The 20,336-nt window shown below is 70.9% G+C and carries 16 protein-coding genes and 1 pseudogene; 6 read left to right on the forward strand and 11 right to left on the reverse strand.

Annotated elements, in window-relative coordinates; translation table 11 throughout:
- The first annotated feature begins 137 nt into the window (after positions 1-137).
- The 3 genes from AQJ84_RS15410 to AQJ84_RS15420 all read left to right on the forward strand — a co-directional run bounded on the left by AQJ84_RS15410 (position 138) and on the right by AQJ84_RS15420 (position 3,107).
- A complete protein-coding gene (locus tag AQJ84_RS15410; protein WP_030044941.1) occupies positions 138-1,493 on the forward strand; it encodes an aspartate aminotransferase family protein in 1,356 nt (451 codons plus the stop codon).
- Positions 1,494-1,633: 140 nt separating this feature from the next.
- Positions 1,634-2,335, forward strand: coding sequence for a GntR family transcriptional regulator (locus AQJ84_RS15415; RefSeq protein ID WP_053192921.1), 702 nt, complete (start codon positions 1,634-1,636; stop codon positions 2,333-2,335).
- A 121-nt stretch (positions 2,336-2,456) separates the two neighbouring features.
- A complete protein-coding gene (locus tag AQJ84_RS15420) occupies positions 2,457-3,107 on the forward strand; it encodes a hypothetical protein (protein ID WP_030044938.1) in 651 nt (216 codons plus the stop codon).
- Positions 3,108-3,125: 18 nt separating this feature from the next.
- On the opposite strand, the gene AQJ84_RS15425 is transcribed toward AQJ84_RS15420, so the two are convergent.
- The 6 genes and pseudogenes from AQJ84_RS15425 to fsxC all read right to left on the reverse strand — a co-directional run bounded on the left by AQJ84_RS15425 (position 3,126) and on the right by fsxC (position 12,086).
- Positions 3,126-3,419, reverse strand: a complete 294-nt coding sequence (locus AQJ84_RS15425; protein WP_030044937.1) for a hypothetical protein — start codon at positions 3,417-3,419, stop codon at positions 3,126-3,128.
- Between the two features lie 133 nt (positions 3,420-3,552).
- On the reverse strand, positions 3,553-4,371 hold the full coding sequence (locus AQJ84_RS44135; RefSeq protein ID WP_030044936.1) for an aminoglycoside N(3)-acetyltransferase: 819 nt from the start codon (positions 4,369-4,371) through the stop codon (positions 3,553-3,555).
- 21 nt (positions 4,372-4,392) lie between these two features.
- Positions 4,393-5,415 (reverse strand): annotated as a pseudogene (locus tag AQJ84_RS44140) (aKG-HExxH-type peptide beta-hydroxylase); the annotation flags it as partial.
- Positions 5,412-6,683 (reverse strand): FxsB family cyclophane-forming radical SAM/SPASM peptide maturase, encoded by a 1,272-nt coding sequence (locus tag AQJ84_RS15435; RefSeq protein ID WP_053192919.1) that lies wholly within the window; start codon positions 6,681-6,683, stop codon positions 5,412-5,414. The pseudogene AQJ84_RS44140 and the gene AQJ84_RS15435, both read right to left, overlap by 4 nt.
- Positions 6,684-6,784: 101 nt before the next feature.
- The gene (gene fxsT / locus AQJ84_RS15440) at positions 6,785-10,783 is read right to left on the reverse strand and encodes an FxSxx-COOH system tetratricopeptide repeat protein (RefSeq protein WP_053192918.1); all 3,999 of its coding nucleotides are present in this window, start codon (positions 10,781-10,783) and stop codon (positions 6,785-6,787) included.
- Positions 10,773-12,086 carry an FxsC protein gene (gene fsxC, locus AQJ84_RS15445; protein WP_030044933.1) on the reverse strand — a complete coding sequence of 438 codons (1,314 nt, stop codon included), beginning with the start codon at positions 12,084-12,086 and terminating at the stop codon, positions 10,773-10,775. The genes fxsT and fsxC overlap by 11 nt, the downstream gene beginning before the upstream one ends.
- Before the next feature lie 278 nt (positions 12,087-12,364).
- Here fsxC and fxsA point away from each other — a divergent pair, with 278 nt between their 5' ends.
- The gene (fxsA, locus tag AQJ84_RS15450) at positions 12,365-12,553 is read left to right on the forward strand and encodes an FxSxx-COOH cyclophane-containing RiPP peptide (protein WP_030044932.1); all 189 of its coding nucleotides are present in this window, start codon (positions 12,365-12,367) and stop codon (positions 12,551-12,553) included.
- 230 nt (positions 12,554-12,783) lie between these two features.
- Here the strand turns inward: fxsA and AQJ84_RS15455 are convergent, their stop codons facing one another.
- Positions 12,784-14,067, reverse strand: a complete 1,284-nt coding sequence (locus AQJ84_RS15455; protein ID WP_053192915.1) for an adenylosuccinate synthase — start codon at positions 14,065-14,067, stop codon at positions 12,784-12,786.
- A 210-nt stretch (positions 14,068-14,277) separates the two neighbouring features.
- Here AQJ84_RS15455 and AQJ84_RS15460 point away from each other — a divergent pair, with 210 nt between their 5' ends.
- On the forward strand, positions 14,278-15,150 hold the full coding sequence (locus AQJ84_RS15460) for a diacylglycerol kinase family protein (RefSeq protein ID WP_030044929.1): 873 nt from the start codon (positions 14,278-14,280) through the stop codon (positions 15,148-15,150).
- A gap of 2 nt (positions 15,151-15,152) precedes the next feature.
- Here the strand turns inward: AQJ84_RS15460 and AQJ84_RS15465 are convergent, their stop codons facing one another.
- From AQJ84_RS15465 to AQJ84_RS15475, 3 genes are all read right to left on the reverse strand, one after another.
- A complete protein-coding gene (locus AQJ84_RS15465) occupies positions 15,153-15,770 on the reverse strand; it encodes a Uma2 family endonuclease (RefSeq protein ID WP_037804650.1) in 618 nt (205 codons plus the stop codon).
- 35 nt (positions 15,771-15,805) lie between these two features.
- On the reverse strand, positions 15,806-16,525 hold the full coding sequence (gene eutC, locus AQJ84_RS15470) for an ethanolamine ammonia-lyase subunit EutC (protein ID WP_051870283.1): 720 nt from the start codon (positions 16,523-16,525) through the stop codon (positions 15,806-15,808).
- 125 nt (positions 16,526-16,650) lie between these two features.
- Positions 16,651-18,039, reverse strand: coding sequence for an ethanolamine ammonia-lyase subunit EutB (locus tag AQJ84_RS15475; protein WP_053192914.1), 1,389 nt, complete (start codon positions 18,037-18,039; stop codon positions 16,651-16,653).
- Between the two features lie 150 nt (positions 18,040-18,189).
- Here AQJ84_RS15475 and AQJ84_RS15480 point away from each other — a divergent pair, with 150 nt between their 5' ends.
- Positions 18,190-19,701: an APC family permease gene (locus AQJ84_RS15480; RefSeq protein ID WP_053192912.1), complete on the forward strand. Its 1,512-nt coding sequence runs from the start codon at positions 18,190-18,192 to the stop codon at positions 19,699-19,701.
- A 64-nt stretch (positions 19,702-19,765) separates the two neighbouring features.
- Here the strand turns inward: AQJ84_RS15480 and AQJ84_RS15485 are convergent, their stop codons facing one another.
- A complete protein-coding gene (locus AQJ84_RS15485) occupies positions 19,766-20,263 on the reverse strand; it encodes a GbsR/MarR family transcriptional regulator (protein WP_030044925.1) in 498 nt (165 codons plus the stop codon).
- Positions 20,264-20,336: the final 73 nt, after the last annotated feature.

Raw genomic sequence — 20,336 nt, forward strand, 5'->3', positions numbered from 1 at the left:
CACTGTCATTTCGACAGCTTGCTGTCAATAGGCACCGCTCCAGGCGACCGACCTTCGACAACCTGTCGCGGAAAGCCCTCGTCCACAGACAGGACGCCAATACCGCTTCCGCATCGCGGACATTTACCCTCGGGCCCATGACCCCTCAGCCAAACCCCGAGGTCGGCGCCGCCGTGAAGGCCGCGGACCGTGCGCACGTGTTCCACTCCTGGTCCGCGCAGGAGCTCATCGACCCGCTCGCCGTGGCCGGCGCGGAGGGGTCGTACTTCTGGGACTACGACGGCAACCGGTACCTCGACTTCACCAGCGGTCTCGTCTACACCAACATCGGCTACCAGCACCCCAAGGTCGTCGCCGCGATACAGGAGCAGGCCGCGACCCTGTCCACGTTCGCTCCCGCCTTCGCGATCGAGGCGCGTTCGGAGGCGGCCCGGCTGATCGCCGAGCGGACGCCCGGCGACCTGGACAAGATCTTCTTCACCAACGGCGGGGCGGACGCGGTGGAGCACGCCGTGCGCATGGCCCGGCTGCACACCGGGCGGCCGAAGGTGCTGTCGGCGTACCGCTCGTACCACGGCGGCACCCAGCAGGCGATCAACCTCACCGGTGACCCGCGCCGCTGGGCCTCCGACGGCGCCGCGGCCGGGGTCGTGCACTTCTGGGCGCCCTTCCTGTACCGCTCCCGCTTCTACGCGGAGACCGAGGAGCAGGAGTGCGCGCGCGCCCTGGAACACCTGGAGACGACGATCGCCTTCGAGGGGCCGGCGACGGTCGCGGCGATCATCCTGGAGACGATCCCGGGGACGGCCGGGATCATGGTCCCGCCGCCGGGCTACCTCGCCGGGGTTCGCGAGATCTGCGACAAGTACGGGATCGTCTTCGTCCTCGACGAGGTCATGGCCGGATTCGGCCGGACCGGCGAGTGGTTCGCGGCCGACCTGTTCGACGTCGTACCGGACCTGATGACCTTCGCCAAGGGCGTGAACTCCGGGTATGTGCCGCTCGGCGGCGTGGCCGTCTCCGGCGCGATCGCGGAGACCTTCGGCAAGCGGCCCTACCCGGGCGGGCTGACCTACTCGGGGCACCCGCTGGCGTGTGCGGCGGCCGTCGCGACGATCGGCGTGATGGCCGAGGAGGGCGTCGTCGAGAACGCGGCGCGGCTCGGGGCGGACGTCGTCGGTCCCGCGCTGCGGGAGCTGGCCGACCGGCACCCGTCGGTGGGCGAGGTGCGCGGCGTCGGCATGTTCTGGGCGATCGACCTGGTCAGGAACCAGGAGACGCGCGAGCCGCTGGTGCCGTACAACGCGGCCGGCGAGGCGAACGCGCCGATGGCCAGGTTCGGCGCCGCCCTGAAGGCGGGAGGAGTGTGGCCGTTCATCAACATGAACCGGACGCACGTGGTGCCGCCGTGCAACGTGAGTGAGGCGGAGCTGAAGGAGGGGCTGGCGGCGCTGGACACGGCCCTCTCGGTGGCGGACGAGTTCACGGAATAGCCGTGGTGGGCAGGCGCCTGAGGCACGTGAGTCTGCCCACAGTTCGACAACAGCCGCCGCGAACTCGAACGCGTAAGGTGGCGTGCTCGTAGACATATACGTGCACGCCACCCGATCGCGACGAGGGAGACGCCCCGACGATGCCCGCCAGTAGCGGCAACGGCGCCGTGACCCGCAGCACCCTGCGGCAACAGATCGCCGACGCGCTTCGCGACGAGGTGCTGGCCGGGCGGCTGCAGCCGGGGCAGGAGTTCACGGTGAAGGAGATCGCCGACCAGTACGGCGTCTCCGCGACACCGGTGCGCGAGGCACTGGTGGACCTGTCCGCGCAGGGGCTGCTCGAGGCGGACCAGCACCGGGGCTTCCGGGTGCACGAGTACACGTACACCGACTTCCGGGGCATCATCGAGGCCCGCAGCCTGGTCACCGACGGCATGTTCGAGGTGCTCGACAAGGGTCACCTGGTCTACCGCGATCTCGACGCCCCCCGTACGGCCGCCGCCGTCGCGGGCGTCCGCCGCCGCGGCGAGGAGGCGCAGCGCGCCGCCGCCGCCGGTGACCTCACCGTCCTCATCGGCTACGACCTGCGCTTCTGGCGCGAGTTGAGCAACCTGTTCGGCAACCCCTACCTCGCCGACTTCCTGCACCGGCTGCGCGTGCAGTCCTGGGTGTGCACGGTGCAGCACCTGCGGCGCCTGTCCGACCTGCGCGGCAGCCTGTGGTCCGGGCACACGGAACTGGTGGACACCCTGGCCCGGCACGACACCCCGGCCGCCCGCTCGATCATCGCCGCCTACAACCAGGACGCGCTCGCACTGATCGAACGCCTCGCAGCGGGGTGAGCGGGGCCGGCACGGGTATGGGACCTGCACGACAGGAGCACACTCCGTGCCGCACCGACTACCCTGCCCTGACCACACTGTGACGACCACCGTGCGCTGCGAGTATCCGAGGAGCTGACCTTTGGCCTGTGACCTGTGGCTGGTGCCGCTCGTGGACGTGTTGTGCCACACGCCGGACAACCCGTTCGCCGAGGAACTCGCGCAATACAACAAGGTGCTCGCCGAGGCCGGGCTGCCTCCGGTGCCGGTGTACCAGTACATGCCGGGCCTGTCCGGCGAGGTCGCCCCGGTCGCCGGTTTCGACTACGACGCGCTGCACTTCCTGCGCCGCGCCTACCTGCTCCAGGTGTGCGGACTACCGGTGACGCCGGTGGACGAACTGGGCGGCGACTACGAGCAGTTGCTGGAGATGTTCGAGTCCACGGCCCAGCAGTCGCACCTGGTGTGGCACTACGACCACGCGGGCGCGTACGTCCCCGTGGACTTTCCGCACCCGCTGTCCAACGACGAACTCCTCGCGGGCGGCGGCCCGTTGGGCTCGGCGCAGACGCTGCTGCGGGAACTGGAGTACGTCGCGCCGTCACTCGGCATCGACCCTGCCAACCCTCCGGCGCCCCCGCAGGCCCCGCTCGCGCCCACGGAGTTGGAGGAGCCCGCCGTACCGGCGCCGTACGATCCCAGCCCCTTCTCCCGGGAACGGCACGTCTGGCTGGGCCTGCACGCGGCGGCGACGCGGAGTCTGGCGCAGGGGTCGATGATCATCTTCAGCTGAGGGGTGCCGGGCCGACGGTCAGCGCCCCAGCTGGGAGAGACCCTTCTGCACGTCCTCGTAGTTCATCACCGGCGTGTAGGTGATCTTGGCACCCAGGTTCATGAAGAACGGCTCGCTGATCACCGGCATCTGCGAGCTGTCCTGCATGTCGAAGACCAGGTAGGCGGTGCGCTGACCGTTCTCGGACGTGAAGTAGGCCGCTTCGGGCTTGATCTGTTCCAGGGACTCCTGGATCAGCTTGGGCAGCGTGCCGTTGCGGATGGCCTCGTTGGCCTTCTCCGTGTCCATGGACACCTTGAGCAGTACGCGCATCGCACTCACCTTCTCCTGATCGGCGCACGCGCGGGGGGTACGGTCTCAGAATAGGGCCGTATGCGTCATTTATCCTGTGCTGTCGGCTGCCTCACGGCGGCACAGCGGAGGAACCGGAGCCCGCGCCCGGACGTCAGGCGCGGGCGCCGAGCCACTCGACCGCGTGGGCCACGGCCGGGGCGAGGGAGAGCAGCCGGCAGTCCGCGTCGCCGACCCGTCCCCGGGTCACGGCCCCGGTGGCCTCGTAGGCCCGGCCCAGCTCGGCGAACGGTGAGGCGTCGAGGGCGACGTCGTCGTAGTGGTACCAGGCCCGTCGGCCCTGCTCGTCGGCGACCACGCACGCGTACGACAGCCGCGGCCGCCCGGGAACCCGGTACTCCGCGAGATGGAAGGCCGTGCAGACGTCGTACCCCACGCCCAGCAGCAACACCCGCGCGCCGAGCCGCTCCAGACGGGCCAGCGGCGAGTGCTCCCCCAGGTGACAGTCGGGCGCGTGTTCCTCGGTGACGTGGCGGGCCCTGGACCCGAGGGCCACGAAGGAACTCTGGGGATGGGCGCTGCGCAGCGCACCCGGCCGGGTCCGCACCGTCTCCGGCAGGACCCCCACACCGAAGCTGGGGGTGCGCGACGGGTCGAACGCGGGCAGCCGGGCCCGCAGCCCGGCCCAGTGTTCCTCCGGCACGGCGTACCCGCGGGTGAGGTGCCAGCGGGCCGGATCGGAGTTGTCCGGTGTCTGGGCGTACGCCACCAGCGTGCCGGCCGGGCCGAGCACATCCCGCAGCGCGTCCACGACCGTGTCCGCGCCGCCCGTCACCGGCCCCAGAGCGCGCAGGGAGGCATGCACCACGACGGTGTCCCCCGCCCGCAGCCCTAGGGCACGCAGCTCGGCGGCGAGAGTGCCCCTGTTCCGCGGCTTCCCGAACCTGCCGGACGCGACCGGCGGGCGACGCACCGCGTCTCGCAGCTCCGTCACGAACCGCACCCCCGCGGGCAGCAGTTCCCCGCTGTCCAGCAGCGTTCCCGCGGCGTCGACGGTGTGCCCCCGCCAGGTGGCGTACTCGCGCCGGGCGCGCCTCCCGCCGACGGCGCGTTCGGCCCGCCAGAAGTCGGTCACACCCATGTGCGCGTACGCACCCTGCAGCAGCGCCCCGGCCGGCCGGGGGTCCGGACGCCAGGGGGCGTGGTAGCGCACGCCGGTCGGCGGGCCGTGCAGGGGCAACAGGTCCAGCAGGGCACCGAGCTGGACGTGCAGGAACTCGTGCACGAGGGTCAGCGCCAGGAGGGAAGGGTCGTCCTGGAGCGAGGCGCCTACGGCGCCGTAGGCCCGCCGGGCGGCCGAGCTGACCGCGGCCCCGTCCGATCCGGGCCGCAGCGGTGCCAGCGTGGTGAGGCAGGCCGCCATCGCGCGGACATGCCAGGGGTGCCGCCGCACGATCACCTTCCAGGCGGCGGACAGGGCCTTCGTCCAGTGACGGGCCAGCTCCGCCGTGAGGGGCCCGTCGGGGGTGTGCCCGTGAGCGTCGCGGAAGGGCCCGCTGTCAGCGAGCCGCAGTCGCAGGACCTGCCCGTCGCACTCCGCGCGCACCTGCGGCCAGTCCCCGCCGGGCGAAGGGGCCACGAGCCGCTCCCACCAGGTGAGCCACTCGGCCTCGATCCGCTCGCCGCGCTCCAGCACCACCAGGGCCCGTGCCAGCCCTTCGTCCAGGTAGGGATGGAGCATGACGGTCCGCCAGGCCTCGGGGTCCCGGCGGCTGAGGTCGAGCAGCCGGGGGTACACGGCGTCGAGCCCGTCGCTCCCTCCCCGGCGCACCGCCGCCTGGTGCAGCGCCCGCACCAGAAGCTTCCGCTTGCTGAGCTGACCGGAGCGCAGCAGCGTCACGGCCTGGGCGCCGCCGCGGGCGCGCGCCAGCGCGGCGAGGGTGTGGGGCGGGATGAAGTACCGTCCGGCGTCGGGCACTTGTACCCGACGCGTACCCGCTCTCGCCCCGCCGCTCATCGGGCCGCGTCCCCCCGTGGCGCGACCAGTTCGGTGACGTCCCGCCGCAGCCGCCCGGCGATGTGGTCCACGAGCACCGCCAGGTCGGCGCAGTAGACCGACGGCGCCGAGAAGACGGGAGTGCGGGAGGGGTCGTACCGGTGGGCGTACAGGCCCCCTCCGCAGACGCGGACGCGCGGGCAGGAACGGCACACCGGACCGAGCCCGGCCAGCCCCCGCTGACGGGCCTGGAACGCCGGGTGCGCGGCGGCGTCGGCGAAGGTGTGGTGGAACACGTCGAGCCCGGTCGCCGGAGCCCCCGGATAGGAGACCTTGAGCGAGTCCGCCTGGTCGATCGCCCCGTCGGTCTCGACGACGACCAGGTCGACCGGGGTCAGCCCGACCGCCTCGCTGCGTGAGGTGCCGCCCAGCAGGAGCGTCATGATCTCCTCGAAGAGCCGGACACCGGTCTCCCGGCGGGGAGCGTCGTACCAGCGGTCGAAGACGGCGCACAGCCAGTCGCCGTACGGGACGGACCGGCCCAGCGCGGCCAGGACCGGTGGCTCGTCCGGGGGCGAGGTGCGCCCCTCCAGACCGGGAGGCGGGGTGCCCCAGGTGCCGTGCGGGAGCAGCAGATCGAGCCGGGGCGGGGCGAACGCGAGCAGGGCCTCGTACGTGTCCACGGGATCGGCGTCCGTGTCCACCACGCACAACAGCCCCGCGAACAGCCGCCGGTACGGCCCGCCCGTGAGCAGCCGCAGCGAACGCCCGACAGCGGCGTGACTGCCGCGCCCGTCCGGCCGCCGTCGATGGCGGTCGTGGACGGCTGCCGGCCCGTCGAGGCTGATGCCGAGCCGGACGCCGTACCGGTCGAGCACGGGCAGCAGGGCCGGGTCCTCGGCCAGCCGTACCCCGTTGGTCTGCAGGGTGACACGCAGCTCGACGGCTGGGGGCAGGCAGTCGGCGAGCACTCGCAGCGTGGCTTCCAGATGCCGCGCGCCGACCAGGAGCGGCTCACCGCCGTGCAGCACGACGTACACCGTCGCCAACTCGTGCCGCACGGCGTGTTCGGCGATCAGCCGGGCCGTGCGACGGACGGTCTCCATGTCCATGCGGCGCGGTCGCTCTCGCCAGCTCTGGTCGGCTGCCTCGTACATGTAGCAGTAGGCGCAGGCCAGATCACAGCGGCTGTGGATCTTCAGCAGGAACTGGCGGAAGGGCAGCGTCGCGTGAGGCGGCCGCTCTCGCGGACCGCACGGCTCGTGAGGCGTGGACCGGGTGGCGTGCATGGGCCTCGATCGCTCTGGTGCGACGGTGGTGATGCGGCATCGTACAACCCGCCGCCCTCGGTCAAACGCCTTGCGGAGAACGGCGGACGGACCGGGGGCGGTCAGGTGGTCGGCGGCTCGATGTCGGAGTCGAGCCGCTGCCTGGCCCGCACCGCCTTGGTGGTGGGGTGGTCCTCCCCGAGGGTTCTGACGGCGTTCTGCCGCGCCTCCTCGACGAGCCGGTCGGCCTCCTCCGTCCGGCCCGCGGCACGGAGGCTGAGCGAGAGGTTGGAGGTGACGCCGATGGTGTCGTAGTGCTCCGGGCCGAGCACCTCCGTCAGCCGCTCGAGCACGAACCGCTCCTCCGCGACCGCGCCCTCCAGGTCGCCGGCCAGGACGAGGTCGTTGGCGTGGTTGATCGTGCAGGCGAGCGTGTAGAGATGGGATTCCCCCAGGACCTCGCGGAGCCCCGTCAGCGCCCGGTCCACCAGCTCGTGCGCCTCGGCCGTGCGGCCCACCAGACGCAGATAGACGGACACGTTGTTGGCACAGGCCAGCGTGACCGGATGCATCTCGCCCAGGTAGTCGCGGTAACGGTTCATCACGCGCTCGGCGAGTTCCAGGGCCTGAGCCGGCTCGCCGAGCGCCGCCAGGTCACTGGCCAGGTTGGAGGCGGCGGCGAGGGTGTCCTGGTGGTCGGGACCCTGGTCCGAGACGTACCGGCTGCGGATGTCCTCGTCGATCTCCCTGGCCCGTTCGTACTCTCCGTTCCTGCGCAGTGCCACCGCCAGGTTCTTGAGGGCGCGCAGGGTTTCGATGTGGCTCTCGCCGAGCGTCTCCCGGTAGCGCGCCACCGTGCTCTCCAGCAACTCCAGGGCTTCCCGCAGCCGTCCGGTCTCCCGCAGGTCACGGGCGTAGTTGCTGGCCGACGACAGCGCGTTGAGACTGTTCGCGCCGTGCGTCTCGCTCTGCTGCCGCCAGGCGCGGTGGTGCAGTTCCAGGGCCGAGGGGCGGTCCCCTGCCAGATACTCGGACAGGGCCAGGTTGTTCAGGTACATCAGGGTGCGCTTGTGGTCGTCGCCCAGGGTGCGCTGCGCCGCCCGCAGCGTCCGCCGGTCCAGGTCCCGTGCCTGCAGGTACCGGCCCAGCTCGCGCAGGTCGGCGGCCACGTTGCCGGCCGCGGCCAGAGTGTGGGCGTACTCGTCCCCCTTGCTGCGGCGCAGCCGCTCGTACGTGTCGAGATCGGACTCGTACGCCTCCCGCAGCCGGCCCAGGGAGCGCAGGACGTTCCCGAGCTGGATGCGCAGGATGAGCGTCTGGGCATCGTCCGCGTGACCGATGCCCGAGGCCTCCCACCGCTGCAGTATGTCCTGGGCCAGTTGGTGCGCGGCGCCGTGCAGACTCCGCTTCCACAGGTAGCGGACGGAGTCGGTGATCCACGCCCGCACCTGGGGATCCGGGTTCCTGACGGCACGGGACGGCGCCAGGTGCGGCAGCAGTTGGTCGTAGCGGTTCCAGCCGGACGTCTCGTCCGGGTCACCCGGCCTGGCGTCGGCCAGCGCCGCGTGCACCACGCCACGCAGCCGCACCTTGCGCGGCTCGGCCACCTGGTCGCGGATGACCGCCTGCACCAGCCGGTGGACGGTGAGCGTCTCGCTGCCCTGGTCGCTCTTGGCCAGCCCGAACCTGTTGATGGCACGCACCACCTGGGCGATGGCCATCTCGTCGCGCGGTTCGCCCTCCTGGAGCGTCAACGCCTGGGTGACGGCCCTGCTGTACAGCAGGGCCAGGGGAACGGGATCGGGGCCGAAGAAGGCGCAGATCTCCAGCATCTCGGCCGCCGCCAGGTTCACGTGGCGCAGTTCGTCCAGCGCGAGGCGCCAGGTCGCCGCCGCCGAGTGCGGGTAGTCCCGGTCGGGCAGCCGGGTGTCGCGCAGGACCTCGGTGAGCCGTTCACCGAGCAGGCTGAGGTAGGTCGCCACCGGCATGCTGCTCTCGCTCAGCCAGACGGCGGCCTGGCCCACGGCCAGCGGCAGGTCGCCCAGTTCCTCGGCGACCTTGTCGGCGTCGCCCTCGGCCAGGCCGGGGTTGAGCCCGCGCAGCAGTTCCACGCTCTCGTGGCGCTGGAACACCTCGACCTCGACCAGGCCCGCGTTGTTCACCCAGGCCCGGTCACGTGAGGTCAGCAGCGTGTGTCCGCCGGACGGCCCGGCGGGGATGAGCTCCGCCAGCTCCTCCGGGCGCCCGGCGTTGTCGTAGACCAGCAGCCAGCGGTCGTAGGGCTCGCCGCGTCGCAGTGCCCGCAGCACCGCGTCGGCCGTGCCGGAGACGTCCTGGCCCTGTTCCAGCCCCAGGTCGGGGGCGAGCTCGGCGAGTGCCGAGCGGATCAGGCCGGGCTGCGCCGCGGTCACCCACCAGACGGCGTCGTAGGCGGACTTGAAGCGGTGTGCGTACTCCTGGGCGACCTGGGTCTTGCCCATCCCGCCCAGCCCGTAGAGCACCTGGGGCCTGGCGGTGGGCCCTGTGGTGAAACCGTCGCGGAGCCGGTCCAGGAGTGCCCCGCGGCCGGTGAAGGAGACGTTGCGCGACGGGACGCGCTGCACGGCCGGCGAGTCACCGGGGTAGGGGGGAGTGGCCGTGCCCAGGGCCGGGGTGCCACGATCGGCCGACCGCCCGCCCGAGGGGGAACCGACGGCCGCCAACAGGTGTACGGCGGCCTCGTCGGGCGATCTGCGAGTGAGGTCGAGACTGGGTCGGTCGCCGAACGGGCCGTCCGAAGCGGCCTCCGTCTCCTGCACCCGCACCAGCAGCAGGGCCGGCCCGCCACCCGCCTCGACACCGCCCAGTCGGGCCGCGATGTTCAGGGCCCGCGGCTGCACCAGATACTCGGGGGAGAGCAGGGCGAGCAGTCGCCCTCGCCGCTCCAGGACGGACGTCGCCTCCGGTGGCGCTCCGGTCACGGGTTCGGCGGCGCTGTGCAGGGACACCTGGTAGCCGGCCGTCTCCAGGTGTGCGGCGGCCCACTCGGCCCACATCCGGTCGATCGGCGCGTAGCTGACGTACAGCCGGGGCGGGACAGCGCGGGGATCGCGGAGGTACTCCGCCGCCAGCTGCTTGCGTTCCTCGGCTGGTTGCGGTTCCAGGGCCCGCACCGCGTCTTCGGTGATCCACGCGGTGAGCCGTTCGAACGCGGTCAGCAGCGAGCCCTTCTGGAGCAACCGGTCCTTCACGGTCGCCGGGATCTCCGCGTAGGCGTAGTAGGGCTTGTAGGGGATCTCGACCTCGCCCCAGTACCGGGCGTGGTGTTCCTCTCCCAGCCATGACAGGAACGGCGCGAAGCCGGCGCGGGCGGAGTCGCGGCCCTGCTCGAGCAGTTCCTGCTCGGCCTCCTCGACCCGCATGGGCACGGGAAGTACGCGGATCGGACGCGGTGCGGAGACCGTCACCGAGTTCGCGGCCGCGATGCCGCCCTCGATGCTCTGGTGGTTCAGCACGAAACCGTCCACGACGATGTCGGGCAGCAGGATGGTGCAGATCCCGGAGATGTCGCTGACCCCGGTACGGCTGTCGATGAGCACGTAGTCGTACGCCTCCGCCATCCGCCGGCGCAGCACCTGGAGGAAGGATCCGCCGCCCAGGCGGTCGTAGAAGGCGTGCCAGTTGAAACTGGTGACGGCGGCCGAGTAGGCGGCGGACTGACGTCCGGCCGGAAGGAAGTCGAGCCGTCCGCCGGGCGGCAGGCTCAGTCTGAGACCGGTGGTGTAGGGGCCGAGGTCGGCACAGGCGCGCAGCTCCTGCGCTCCCATCACGGCGGGCGCCGCGTCCCGCTCGCCGGGCGGCTGCTCGGGACGGCCCGAGCCCATGACCTGCCCGACGTAGGCCTGCATCATGTTGACCAGGCCGTCCGTGGAGCGTAGTTCGGGGTCGACGACGAGCAGCGGCCTCAGGTAGCGGTGCATACCCGGAGCTTCGAGGTCCCAGTCGACCAGCAGCACCCGCAGCCCTTTGCTGGCGAGAATCCAGCCGACGTTGACCAGCGCCATGGTCCGTCCCGTTCCACCCTTGTACGAGTAGAAGGTGACGATCTTGCCCTCGCGTCGCGTCCCGGTGTCAGCCGTCATCGTCCGATCCTTCGGTGGGAGGACTGCCGTGCTGGTCGGCCGGTGCGCCGCGGCCCATCGGGGACTGCGCCGGAACGCCCAGGCTCGGTAACGGCGGCGCGGCCGGCCCCGCGGGCAGCAGAACGGGATCGGCCTGCTCCGCCAGGCGGTTCTGCGCCACGACGACCATCACCGACAACTGGTCGTCGAAGTGGCGTTTGTCGACCCGGACCCTGAAGAGCGGGTCCCAGGCGTCGTTGCGTCGCATCCAGTTGCGCTGGAAGACCTGGCTGAGGTCCTGCCACAGCATGTCGGCGTTGGATTCCTCGTCCGTGTCGTGGCACGGCACGAGCACACCCGTCACCGGGTGGTTCTGCCGGTCGAAGGCGGCCAGCGCGGCCCGGTACGGCTCCCCGCGCGCCGCCCACGCGTCGACCAGCAGCACACTGGTCTCGCGGTTGCGCACCCCCTCGTCGAGCTTGCTGACGAGGTCGTGGCCGACCTCGTCGAAGTGGGTGATGCACCGTGACTCGCCGATCACCTGCTGGGCGCGCAGCGCCGCGGTCGGGTGGACGGGCGGGTGGTACGGCGTCCAGTCGTAGGGTGAACGCCCGTAGTACTGGTGGTCCTGACGGCCCTCGGGCGGCGCGGAGGCGGTTCCGGCCGCGACGAACACCCGGACCCGCCCGGTGGCGCGCTCGAGAGGTTCGCCCACCTCGTATCCCTGGAAGGCGCTGCGTACGGTCCTCAGGTCGGGTCTGACGGTGGGCAGCCCGTAGCGCTCGGCGGCCCGCCGCACCCCGTCGGCGACTGCCGACACGACCGCGCGGTAGGTCGCACCGGCCGGGTCGGCGCGCATGACGTGCATCAGACCCCGCTCGGTGTAGTCCTCACGCGCCTTCGGGTCCATGCCCCGCTCGGTGTACTGGTACCGGCTCATCGCCGGGGGCAGCGCGCCGCGTATGGGAAGCCATCGCACCGGTATCAGCGCGGGCGCCTCGATGTCGGTCTCGACGCGGTACCGCCTCAGCCGGTCCTGGAAGACCGCCCACTCCTTGCCGCAGTAAGGGCTGTTCACATAGCCCGGCGAACACAGGGCCACCAGGGCGCGGCAGCTCCCGACCGCGTCGCCGATCGTGGTCTCCCAGTCCGCGCCGAGCCTGATCCGCGCCGCGTCGCGAAAGGACAGCTGGCCGTCGCAGGCCGCTCCCCTCTCCTGGAGCTCGCTCAGCAGATCGGCGTGGAACTGTTCCACGAAGGCGTCTTCACGGTCGTCGCGCCGGGCATAGCTGAGAAAGAAGTAGAACTCCTGCTGCAAGGGCACCCCCCACCACCCCCGTATCCGGCCGCCGCCGGCGCGCACCCGCCGGAACGTCCCCCCGCCTGGAACACGTACGCGGCGCCTTCATACCCATGCCGTTCGGGGCTCAGACATCGTCCCGGAAAACTCGCCTGTCCCGGTTGCCCGCGGGCATCTCCCCCGACCGCACCTGTACGGTCCCGGGGCCGCGGAATCCTATAGGCTCGGCCCGCTGCCGATGACCGGGCGGCACCCGGGGACCACGCGTGCGCGGGCACGCACGGCAGAGAAGGGCACCGTACGTGCAGAAGGACGCGAGCGGTTCCGAGTTCGTCTCGGTGCTGGTGGATGTCGCGGATCTGCCCATGGAACTCCTGGACGATCTGCCGGACACCGTCCTGGCCGAACAGCTGCGCCGGGTGGTGGGCGAGGCCCTGAACCCGACGAGCGAGGGCTTCGCCGCGTTCCAGTCCGCCCTGTCGGACCTCTGACAGGGCGCTTCCCTCCCGTGGACGCGGTGTCCCGGCACCGCCGTCAGAACACCGGCGTCCCGTCCTGCGTCAGCCTCCGGTTCGTCGCGGCGAAGTCTGCCGGCGATGTCCGCGTCGGCGATGTGCGGGAACGGCTCACGACTACTGCGGGTGGCCGCCCCGCACGCACGGGTGCCCCCGTCCGACACCGGACGGGGGCACCCGTGCGAGAACCCTGCTGAACCGTCGTCCTAGAGGAACGAGTTGATCTCGATCGTCTCGTCGCGGCCCGGGCCCACGCCGATCGCGGAGATCGGGGCGCCGGACATCTCCTCCAGCGCCTTGACGTAGTCCTGGGCGTTCTTCGGCAGGTCGGAGAACGACTTCGCCTTGGTGATGTCCTCGGACCAGCCCGGGAGGGTCTCGTAGATCGGCTTCGCGTGGTGGAAGTCCGACTGCGAGTACGGGAGTTCCTCCACGCGCTTGCCGTCGATCTCGTAGGCCACGCAGACCGGGATCTGCTCCCAGCCGGTGAGGACGTCGAGCTTGGTCAGGAAGAAGTCCGTCAGGCCGTTGACCCGGGTCGCGTAGCGGGCGATCACCGCGTCGAACCAGCCACAGCGGCGGTCACGGCCGGTGGTGACACCCCGCTCGCCGCCGATGCGGCGCAGCGCCTCGCCGTCCGCGTCGAAGAGCTCCGTGGGGAACGGGCCCGAACCGACGCGGGTGGTGTACGCCTTCAGGATGCCGATGACCCGGCTGATCTTCGTCGGGCCCACGCCTGCACCGGTGCAGGCGCCGCCCGCGGTCGGGTTCGACGAGGTGACGAAGGGGTACGTGCCGTGGTCGATGTCCAGGAGGGTGCCCTGGCCGCCCTCGAAGAGGACCACCTTGTCGTTCTCCAGGGCCTGGTTGAGGACCAGGACCGTGTCGGCGACGTACGGCGCGAGCCGGTCCGCGTAGCCCAGCAGTTCCTCGACCACCTGGTCGACGGCGATCGCGCGCCGGTTGTAGAGCTTGGTGAGGACCTGGTTCTTGACGTCGAGGGCCGCCTCGACCTTCTGGGTGAGGATCGACTCGTCGTAGAGGTCCTGCACCCGGATGCCCACACGGTTGATCTTGTCGGCGTAGGTCGGGCCGATGCCGCGCCCGGTCGTGCCGATCTTGCGCTTCCCGAGGAAGCGTTCCGTCACCTTGTCGACCGTCACGTTGTAAGGCGTGATGATGTGGGCGTTTCCACTGATGAGGAGCTTGGACGTGTCGACGCCACGCTCGTTCAGTCCGTTCAGCTCGGAGAACAGGACCGACGGGTCGACGACGACTCCGTTGCCGATGACCGGGGTGCACCCCGGCGAGAGGATTCCGGAAGGGAGGAGGTGGAGGGCGTACTTCTGATCGCCCACGACTACCGTGTGGCCGGCGTTGTTGCCGCCCTGGTAGCGCACCACATAGTCCACCGAGCCACCGAGCAGGTCGGTTGCCTTTCCCTTGCCTTCGTCACCCCACTGAGCACCGAGCAGCACAAGTGCGGGCACGCGCGTACACCCCTTCCGGGCGGGGCATGTCCATGGTCAGGGGAGTACACGGCACGGCCCTGTGCCTTGTACACCGGCGACCTGCTTCGGCCACCGACGGCCGTCGTCGGCCGTGAACCCGTCGGACCCGGATGCCCCGGAATAGACGAAGCCCCTGGCGCAATAGCGCAAGGGGCTCTTGCACAAAGATGCTACCCGAGGAAGCGAGGCATGACCGAGGTGGCGACTTCCGCGGCTTCCGATCAGCTGCTTGTGATCATCGATCCGGTCGCCCGGAGGACGGACGGTGAGTCCGTACGGATCGTGAAAGACGTGCTCAGCGCGGGTGCGACCACGAAGGTGTGTCTCCCGGACGGGCCCGAGGAATTCGCCCGGGCCCTCCAGCGAAGAGGTTCCCGGCGGCCGGTCCTGGTCGGCGACGACCGGGCCCTGGTGCGGGCGGTGTCCCTTTTGCACCGGCGGCGGGAGCTGGCCGGATGTGCGCTGTCGGTGGTGCCGGTGGGGGGCGTCCTGTCCCTGGCCCGCTCCCTGGGCGTCCCGATGGGCGCGGTGCAGGCCGCCCGGGCCGTCCTGGACGGGGCCGAGCGCCGCATGGACCTGCTGGTCGACGAGAGCGACGGGGTGGTGCTGGGGACGCTGGTGATATCGCCGCCGGGGAGGACTCCGGAGTCGGAGGCCGAGTCGGGGACGGGGGCGGCACCGCAGGGGGCGCTGTCCCCGTGGATGCGCTCCCTCGCCCGGACCCTGGTGACGGTCCGCCCCACTCGTTCCCCCGCTTCTACGTCCGCCCCCGGGCCCTCCCGCCTCCGCGTCGAGGTCGACGGGGTCATCCTGGTCGACCTCGACCAGCCCCTGGAGTCCCTCTCCGTCGCCCCCGGCCTTTCGGGCCTCGCCGAGGTCGAGATCCGCCCCCTGTCGGTGGGCGCGGAGGCGACCCCGCTACTGGCGACGGGACGCCGCGTCACCGTGTCCGGGGCGGACTTCCGCTACCGGGCGGACACGGTGCTGTCGGGGCCGGTACGGAAGCGGACGTGGACGGTGTGGGAGGGGGCGTGGGGGTTGGTGATGCCAGAGGTGGGGTGAGGTCAGTCTTCGTCTTCTTCGGGCTCTCCGGGAGCCCTGCGGAAGCCGGCGGTGTCGAGATCGCAGTCGAACGGGGTCGGCATCGGAAGTTTCTCGCCGAACGGCCTCGTGCAGTGCGACTCGTACCCCTTGACGGAGGGCGTCCAGAGCACCGTGGCCTGCGCCTCCTGCATGTCGAGGATCAGGTAGACGGGGACGCCTGCCCTGCCGTAGACCTTGACCTTGTCGGTGAGGTCGTGGTCGCGGGTGGACGTGGCGGTCAGCTCTGCGACAAAGAAGAGTCCGTCTCCGTCCAGGCGGTTGCTGTCCGCATCGAAAACCCGCTCATGAGCGGCGTAGACATCTGGCCCGTACGCGCGCTCGTCCCCCGGAAAGACGAAGAGATTGGGCGCCCGCTCAAGCTCGTAGCCCTGGGGGAGGTACTCCTCCAGCTGCCGACACATCTGACGCATCACACGGGTGTAGTACCCCTTCGACCACGGCGACAAGACGATGTTCCCCTTGATGATCTCGGCCTTGTAGCCGTCGGGCACGATCAGCTCGTCGAGGTCGTCCAGCAACGCCTCGAAGCCGCGGGGCTCGGTGCCGCTCATCGTCGGTCGCTCAGTCATCAGTGTCATGATGCGCCCTCCCCTTGATGCAGACCAGCCACAACTCAGGGTAGCCGCCCGATTACGTGCTCGTGATCGCTTTCGTCCTTCAGCCCCACCCCCGTGAGCCCCAGCTCCCGGGCCCGTCCCAACAGTGCCGCCAGCTTCCCCGCCGCCCCCTCGTACGTCAGACCCAGGGGTGGGCGGATGTTGGAGAGACAGTTGCGGTCGGCGTCGGTGGTGATGCCCGGCCTCGGCCGGTACGTCAGATACGCACCCAGGGAGTCCGCCGCCGACATGCCGGGCCGCTCCCCGACCAGGACGACCACCATCGCCGCGTCCATCGCCCACGCGATGTCGTCGCCGAGGGCGACCCGCGCCTGTTCGGCGAGGACGACCGGCGCCACCCGGAAGTCGGCCGGCAGCAGGGACACCGTCGCCCGCACCACCGCCGCCGCGTGCTCGTGCACCGCCCGGCTGGACAGCCCGTCGGCGACCACGAACACCACGTCCCACTCCCCCGCCGGAAGGTGTGCCCGGTCGGTGGGGTGCAGCCGACGGCCCAGGTCGGGACGCTGGAGGTAGGCCAGCCGGTCGGGGGCGGCACTACGGACCCGTACGCTCGGCATCCCCGTCAGCGCGGCGGCGACCGTGTCCGGGTCGAACGGCGAGTGCACCGCGTCCCGGGCCGCCGCGTGCGCGGCCTGGAGCTCCAGCCGGTGCCGGGTCGGCAGTCCGCAACCGGCGCGGCCGAGCCCGATCCGGGCCTGGGTGTGTCGGCGCAGGGCCGCCCAGAGGGCGAAGTCGTCTGTGCTCGCGGGGTTCGCAGGGTTCGCAGACTCCCCGGGGTTCGCAGAGTCCCCGGGGTCCCTGTGGTTCGTACGGTCCACCGTGTTCTCAGGGAGTTGATTCACGCCGCGAGCCCCCGTCCGATCGCCGTCAGCGGATGCGCCGCGACCTCACGGATCGCGCCACGCTCGTCCAGGAGCCCGATCGACCCCAGCCACGCCTCGAACTCCGGCGCCGGGCGCAGCCCGAGCACCTCCCGCAGGTACAACGCGTCGTGGTACGAGGCCGACTGGTAGTTGAGCATGATGTCGTCGCCGCCCGGCGTGCAGATCACGAACGAGGCGCCCGCGACACCGAGCATCGTCAGCATGGTCGCGATGTCGTCGTCATCGGCGTCCGCGTGGTTGGTGTAGCAGATGTCGAGGCCCATCGGCAGGCCGAGCAACTTGCCGCAGAAGTGGTCCTCCAGGGCGGCGCGCAGGATCTGCCGGCCGTCGTAGAGGTACTCCGGGCCGATGAACCCGACGACGGTGTTGACCAGCAGCGGCTGGTACCGACGCGCGACCGCGTACGCCCGTGTCTCCACCGTCTGCTGGTCCACCCCGTGGTGCGCGTCCGCCGACAGGGCGCTGCCCTGGCCGGTCTCGAAGTACATGACGTTGCGGCCGACCGTGCCCCGGTCCAGCGCGAGGGCCGCCTCGTACGCCTCGTCGAGCAGGCCGAGGGTGACCCCGAAGGACGCGTTCGCGGCCTGGCTGCCCGCGATGGACTGGAAGACGAGGTCGACGGGGGCGCCGCGTTCCATGAGGTCGACGCTCGTCGTCACATGGCTGAGCACGCAGGACTGGGTCGGGATGCCGTATCGCGTGATCACTCCGTCGAGGAGCTCCAGCAGGTCCCGTACGGCTTTCGGGCTGTCGGTCGCCGGGTTGATGCCGATGACCGCGTCGCCGGAGCCCAGCAGCAGGCCGTCGAGGAGGGCCGCGGCAACGCCCGCCGGGTCGTCCGTCGGATGGTTCGGTTGCAGCCGTGTCGCCAGCCGCCCCGGCAGGCCGATGGTCGACCGGAAGGCCGTCACGACCCGCACCTTCCGCGCCACGGCCACCAGGTCCGCGTTCCCCATCAGCTTGGACACGGCGGCGACCATCTCCGGCGTCAGCCCGGCCGCCAGCGCCGTCAGCGCCTCGGCGTCCGCCGCCTCCGACAGCAGCCACTCCCGCAGCTCCCCGACCGTCATCCCGGCCACCGGCGCGAAGGCCACCGGATCGTGGGTGTCGAGGATCAGCCGGGTCACGTCGTCGGTCTCGTACGGGATCACCGGCTCGGTGAGGAAGGTGGCGAGGGGCACCTCGGCCAGCGCCCAGCGGGCGGCGACCCTTTCCCGGGCGGAGGAGGCGGCGAGCCCGGCCAGCCGGTCGCCGGAGCGCTCGGGGCTCGCGGCGGCGAGCAGGCGCGCGAGCGAGACGAAGCGGTGGCGCTCGCCGCTGAGGGTGGACGTGTAGACGCTCATGGCGGCGACCGTACGAGCCACGTGTTGCCGCCAGATTTCTAAAGGTCTGATTGACAAGCATTTAACGTCGTGGCGCCCTTGACCGACTTATTGGAACTGCAGAGTTCCGGTCCAGTGCAGCAGCGGACCGACACGAGAGGGGCCAGCCCGATGGCAGTGGACGAGGGGATCGCCCCAGCGACGGAAACAAGCGGGGGCAGTACGGTTCACCGGCTGAAGCCCAACGCCGTGGGCCTGCTCGGCGTGGTCTTCATGGCCGTGGCGACCGCCGCCCCGATCACCGCGATGACCGGCAACGTGCCCTTCATGGTGTCGTCCGGCAACGGCATCGGCGCCCCGGCGAGCTACCTCGTCGCAATGGTCGTCCTGGCAATCTTTTCCGTCGGCTTCACGTCGATGGCGAAGCACATCACGTCCACCGGTGCCTTCTACGGCTTCATCTCGTACGGTCTCGGCCGCACGGTCGGGCTTGCCTCCGGACTCCTCGCGACCTTCGCGTACGTCGTCTTCGAGCCGGCCCTCATCGGCATCTTCTCGGTGTTCGCGACGACAACTCTCCAAGACCAGACGGGAATTGACATCCCGTGGTGGGGCTTCGCGGTCCTGATGCTCGCCGTCAACGCGATGGGCACCTGGTTCGGCGTCTCGGTCGCCGAGAAGCTGCTCGTCGTCCTGCTGGCCACCGAGGTCACGATCCTCGCGGCCATGGCGATCTCGGTCGCCCTGCACGGCGGCGGCCCGGACGGCTTCACCTTCGGCCCGATCAACCCGGTCAACGCCTTCCAGGGCACCAGCGCCGGCCTCGGTCTCTTCTTCGCCTTCTGGTCGTGGGTCGGCTTCGAGTCGACCGCGATGTACGGCGAGGAGTCCCGCGACCCGAAGAAGATCATCCCCAAGGCGACGATGGTCTCGGTCCTCGGCGTCGGCGTCTTCTACGTCCTCGTCTCCTGGATGGCCATCATCGGCAACGGCGAGAAGGAGGCCGTCGCGGCCGCCTCCTCCGCCAACCCCCTCGCACTGTTCTTCAACCCCACCGAGCAGTACGTCGGCCACTGGGCGGTCGTCGTCATGCAGTGGTTGATGATCACCGGCTCGCTCGCCTGCGGCATGGCCTTCCACAACTGCGCCGCCCGCTACATGTACGCGCTGGGCCGCGAGGGCGTCATCCCGTCCCTCAAGAACACCGTCGGCCGCACCCACGCCCGCAACGGCTCCCCGCACATCGCGGGCCTCGCCCAGACGATCGTCAGCGCCGTGCTGATCGCCGCGTTCTGGATCGCGGGCAAGGACCCGTACGCCGGTCTGTACGTCCTCCTCGCCATCCTCGGCACCATGGCGATCCTCGTCGTCCAGGCGGTCTGCTCCTTCGCCGTACTGGCCTACTTCCGCTCCCACCACCCCGAGAGCCGCCACTGGTTCAAGACCCTCACCGCCCCGCTGGTGGGTGGGCTGGCCATGCTCGCGGTGGTCGTCCTCCTGGTGTCCAACATGGGCGTGGCGGCGGGCACGGAGTCCGGCTCGCTGGTCCTGAAGGCGACCCCGTGGATCGTCGCGCTGATCGCGGCGGTCGGCGTCGGCTACGCGCAGTACCTCAAGCGACGGGATCCGTCGCGGTACGCGCTGATCGGCCGGACGGTGCTGGAGGAGACGAAGGAGCGGTAGCCGTACGGCAGTTGGCCCGCGGGCCCTGGTGGAGAGGTCGGTCTCCACCAGGGCCCTTGGTTTGCTACCGCCGGCCGAAGGTCTTGTCGCGGTGGACGCGCCAGCGGTCCATCATCGCCGTCAGCTCGCCCCCCATGAACTCGAAGAAGGCGAGGGTCTCCGCGAGTCTGCGCCCAGCCGGGGTCTCGGCGCCGAGGCCCGTGACGCCCTCGCCCAGGGCGTCCTCCCAGCGCTTGATGATGACCTCGCGGTTGGTGATCGCCTCGTACCACTGGTCGCTGTGCACCCGGTACCGCTCCCGCCGGGAGCCCGGTTCCCGCTCCCGCGACACCAGCCGGACCTGTGCCAGATAGCGCACCGCCCCGGACACGGCCGCGGGGCTGATCTGCAGCTGTTCGCCCAGCTCGGCGGAGGTCAGGGCGCCCGCGTCGGAGGCGAGCAGCGCGGCGAAGACCCGGGCCGGCATGCGCGGCATCCCGGCCTCGACGAGCTGCGCCGCGAAGCGCTCGACAAACCGCGAGACCGCCCCGGGATCCCGCTCGGCATCCTTCGTCTCCGCCATGCCTCGATCATCTCCCCTGGTCAGCCGCTCCCAATGGAGTCTAACGGTGATTTTGATGGTTCCTTAACTTCAC

Source organism: Streptomyces resistomycificus, from assembly GCF_001514265.1.
In the GTDB taxonomy this organism is placed as follows: Bacteria; Actinomycetota; Actinomycetes; order Streptomycetales; family Streptomycetaceae; genus Streptomyces; species Streptomyces resistomycificus.

Bases quoted from the DNA above. Each gene is read 5' to 3' on its own strand.
- AQJ84_RS15475 (WP_053192914.1), bottom strand. From the start codon at position 18,039: ATGAGCGTCTACACGTCCACCCTCAGCGGCGAGCGCCACCGCTTCGTC.
- AQJ84_RS15485 (WP_030044925.1), bottom strand. From the start codon at position 20,263: ATGGCGGAGACGAAGGATGCCGAGCGGGATCCCGGGGCGGTCTCGCGG.
- AQJ84_RS15415 (WP_053192921.1), top strand. From the start codon at position 1,634: ATGCCCGCCAGTAGCGGCAACGGCGCCGTGACCCGCAGCACCCTGCGG.
- AQJ84_RS15425 (WP_030044937.1), bottom strand. From the start codon at position 3,419: ATGCGCGTACTGCTCAAGGTGTCCATGGACACGGAGAAGGCCAACGAG.
- AQJ84_RS15410 (WP_030044941.1), top strand. From the start codon at position 138: ATGACCCCTCAGCCAAACCCCGAGGTCGGCGCCGCCGTGAAGGCCGCG.
- AQJ84_RS15460 (WP_030044929.1), top strand. From the start codon at position 14,278: ATGACCGAGGTGGCGACTTCCGCGGCTTCCGATCAGCTGCTTGTGATC.
- AQJ84_RS15480 (WP_053192912.1), top strand. From the start codon at position 18,190: ATGGCAGTGGACGAGGGGATCGCCCCAGCGACGGAAACAAGCGGGGGC.
- AQJ84_RS15465 (WP_037804650.1), bottom strand. From the start codon at position 15,770: ATGACACTGATGACTGAGCGACCGACGATGAGCGGCACCGAGCCCCGC.
- AQJ84_RS15435 (WP_053192919.1), bottom strand. From the start codon at position 6,683: ATGCACGCCACCCGGTCCACGCCTCACGAGCCGTGCGGTCCGCGAGAG.
- fxsT (WP_053192918.1), bottom strand. From the start codon at position 10,783: ATGACGGCTGACACCGGGACGCGACGCGAGGGCAAGATCGTCACCTTC.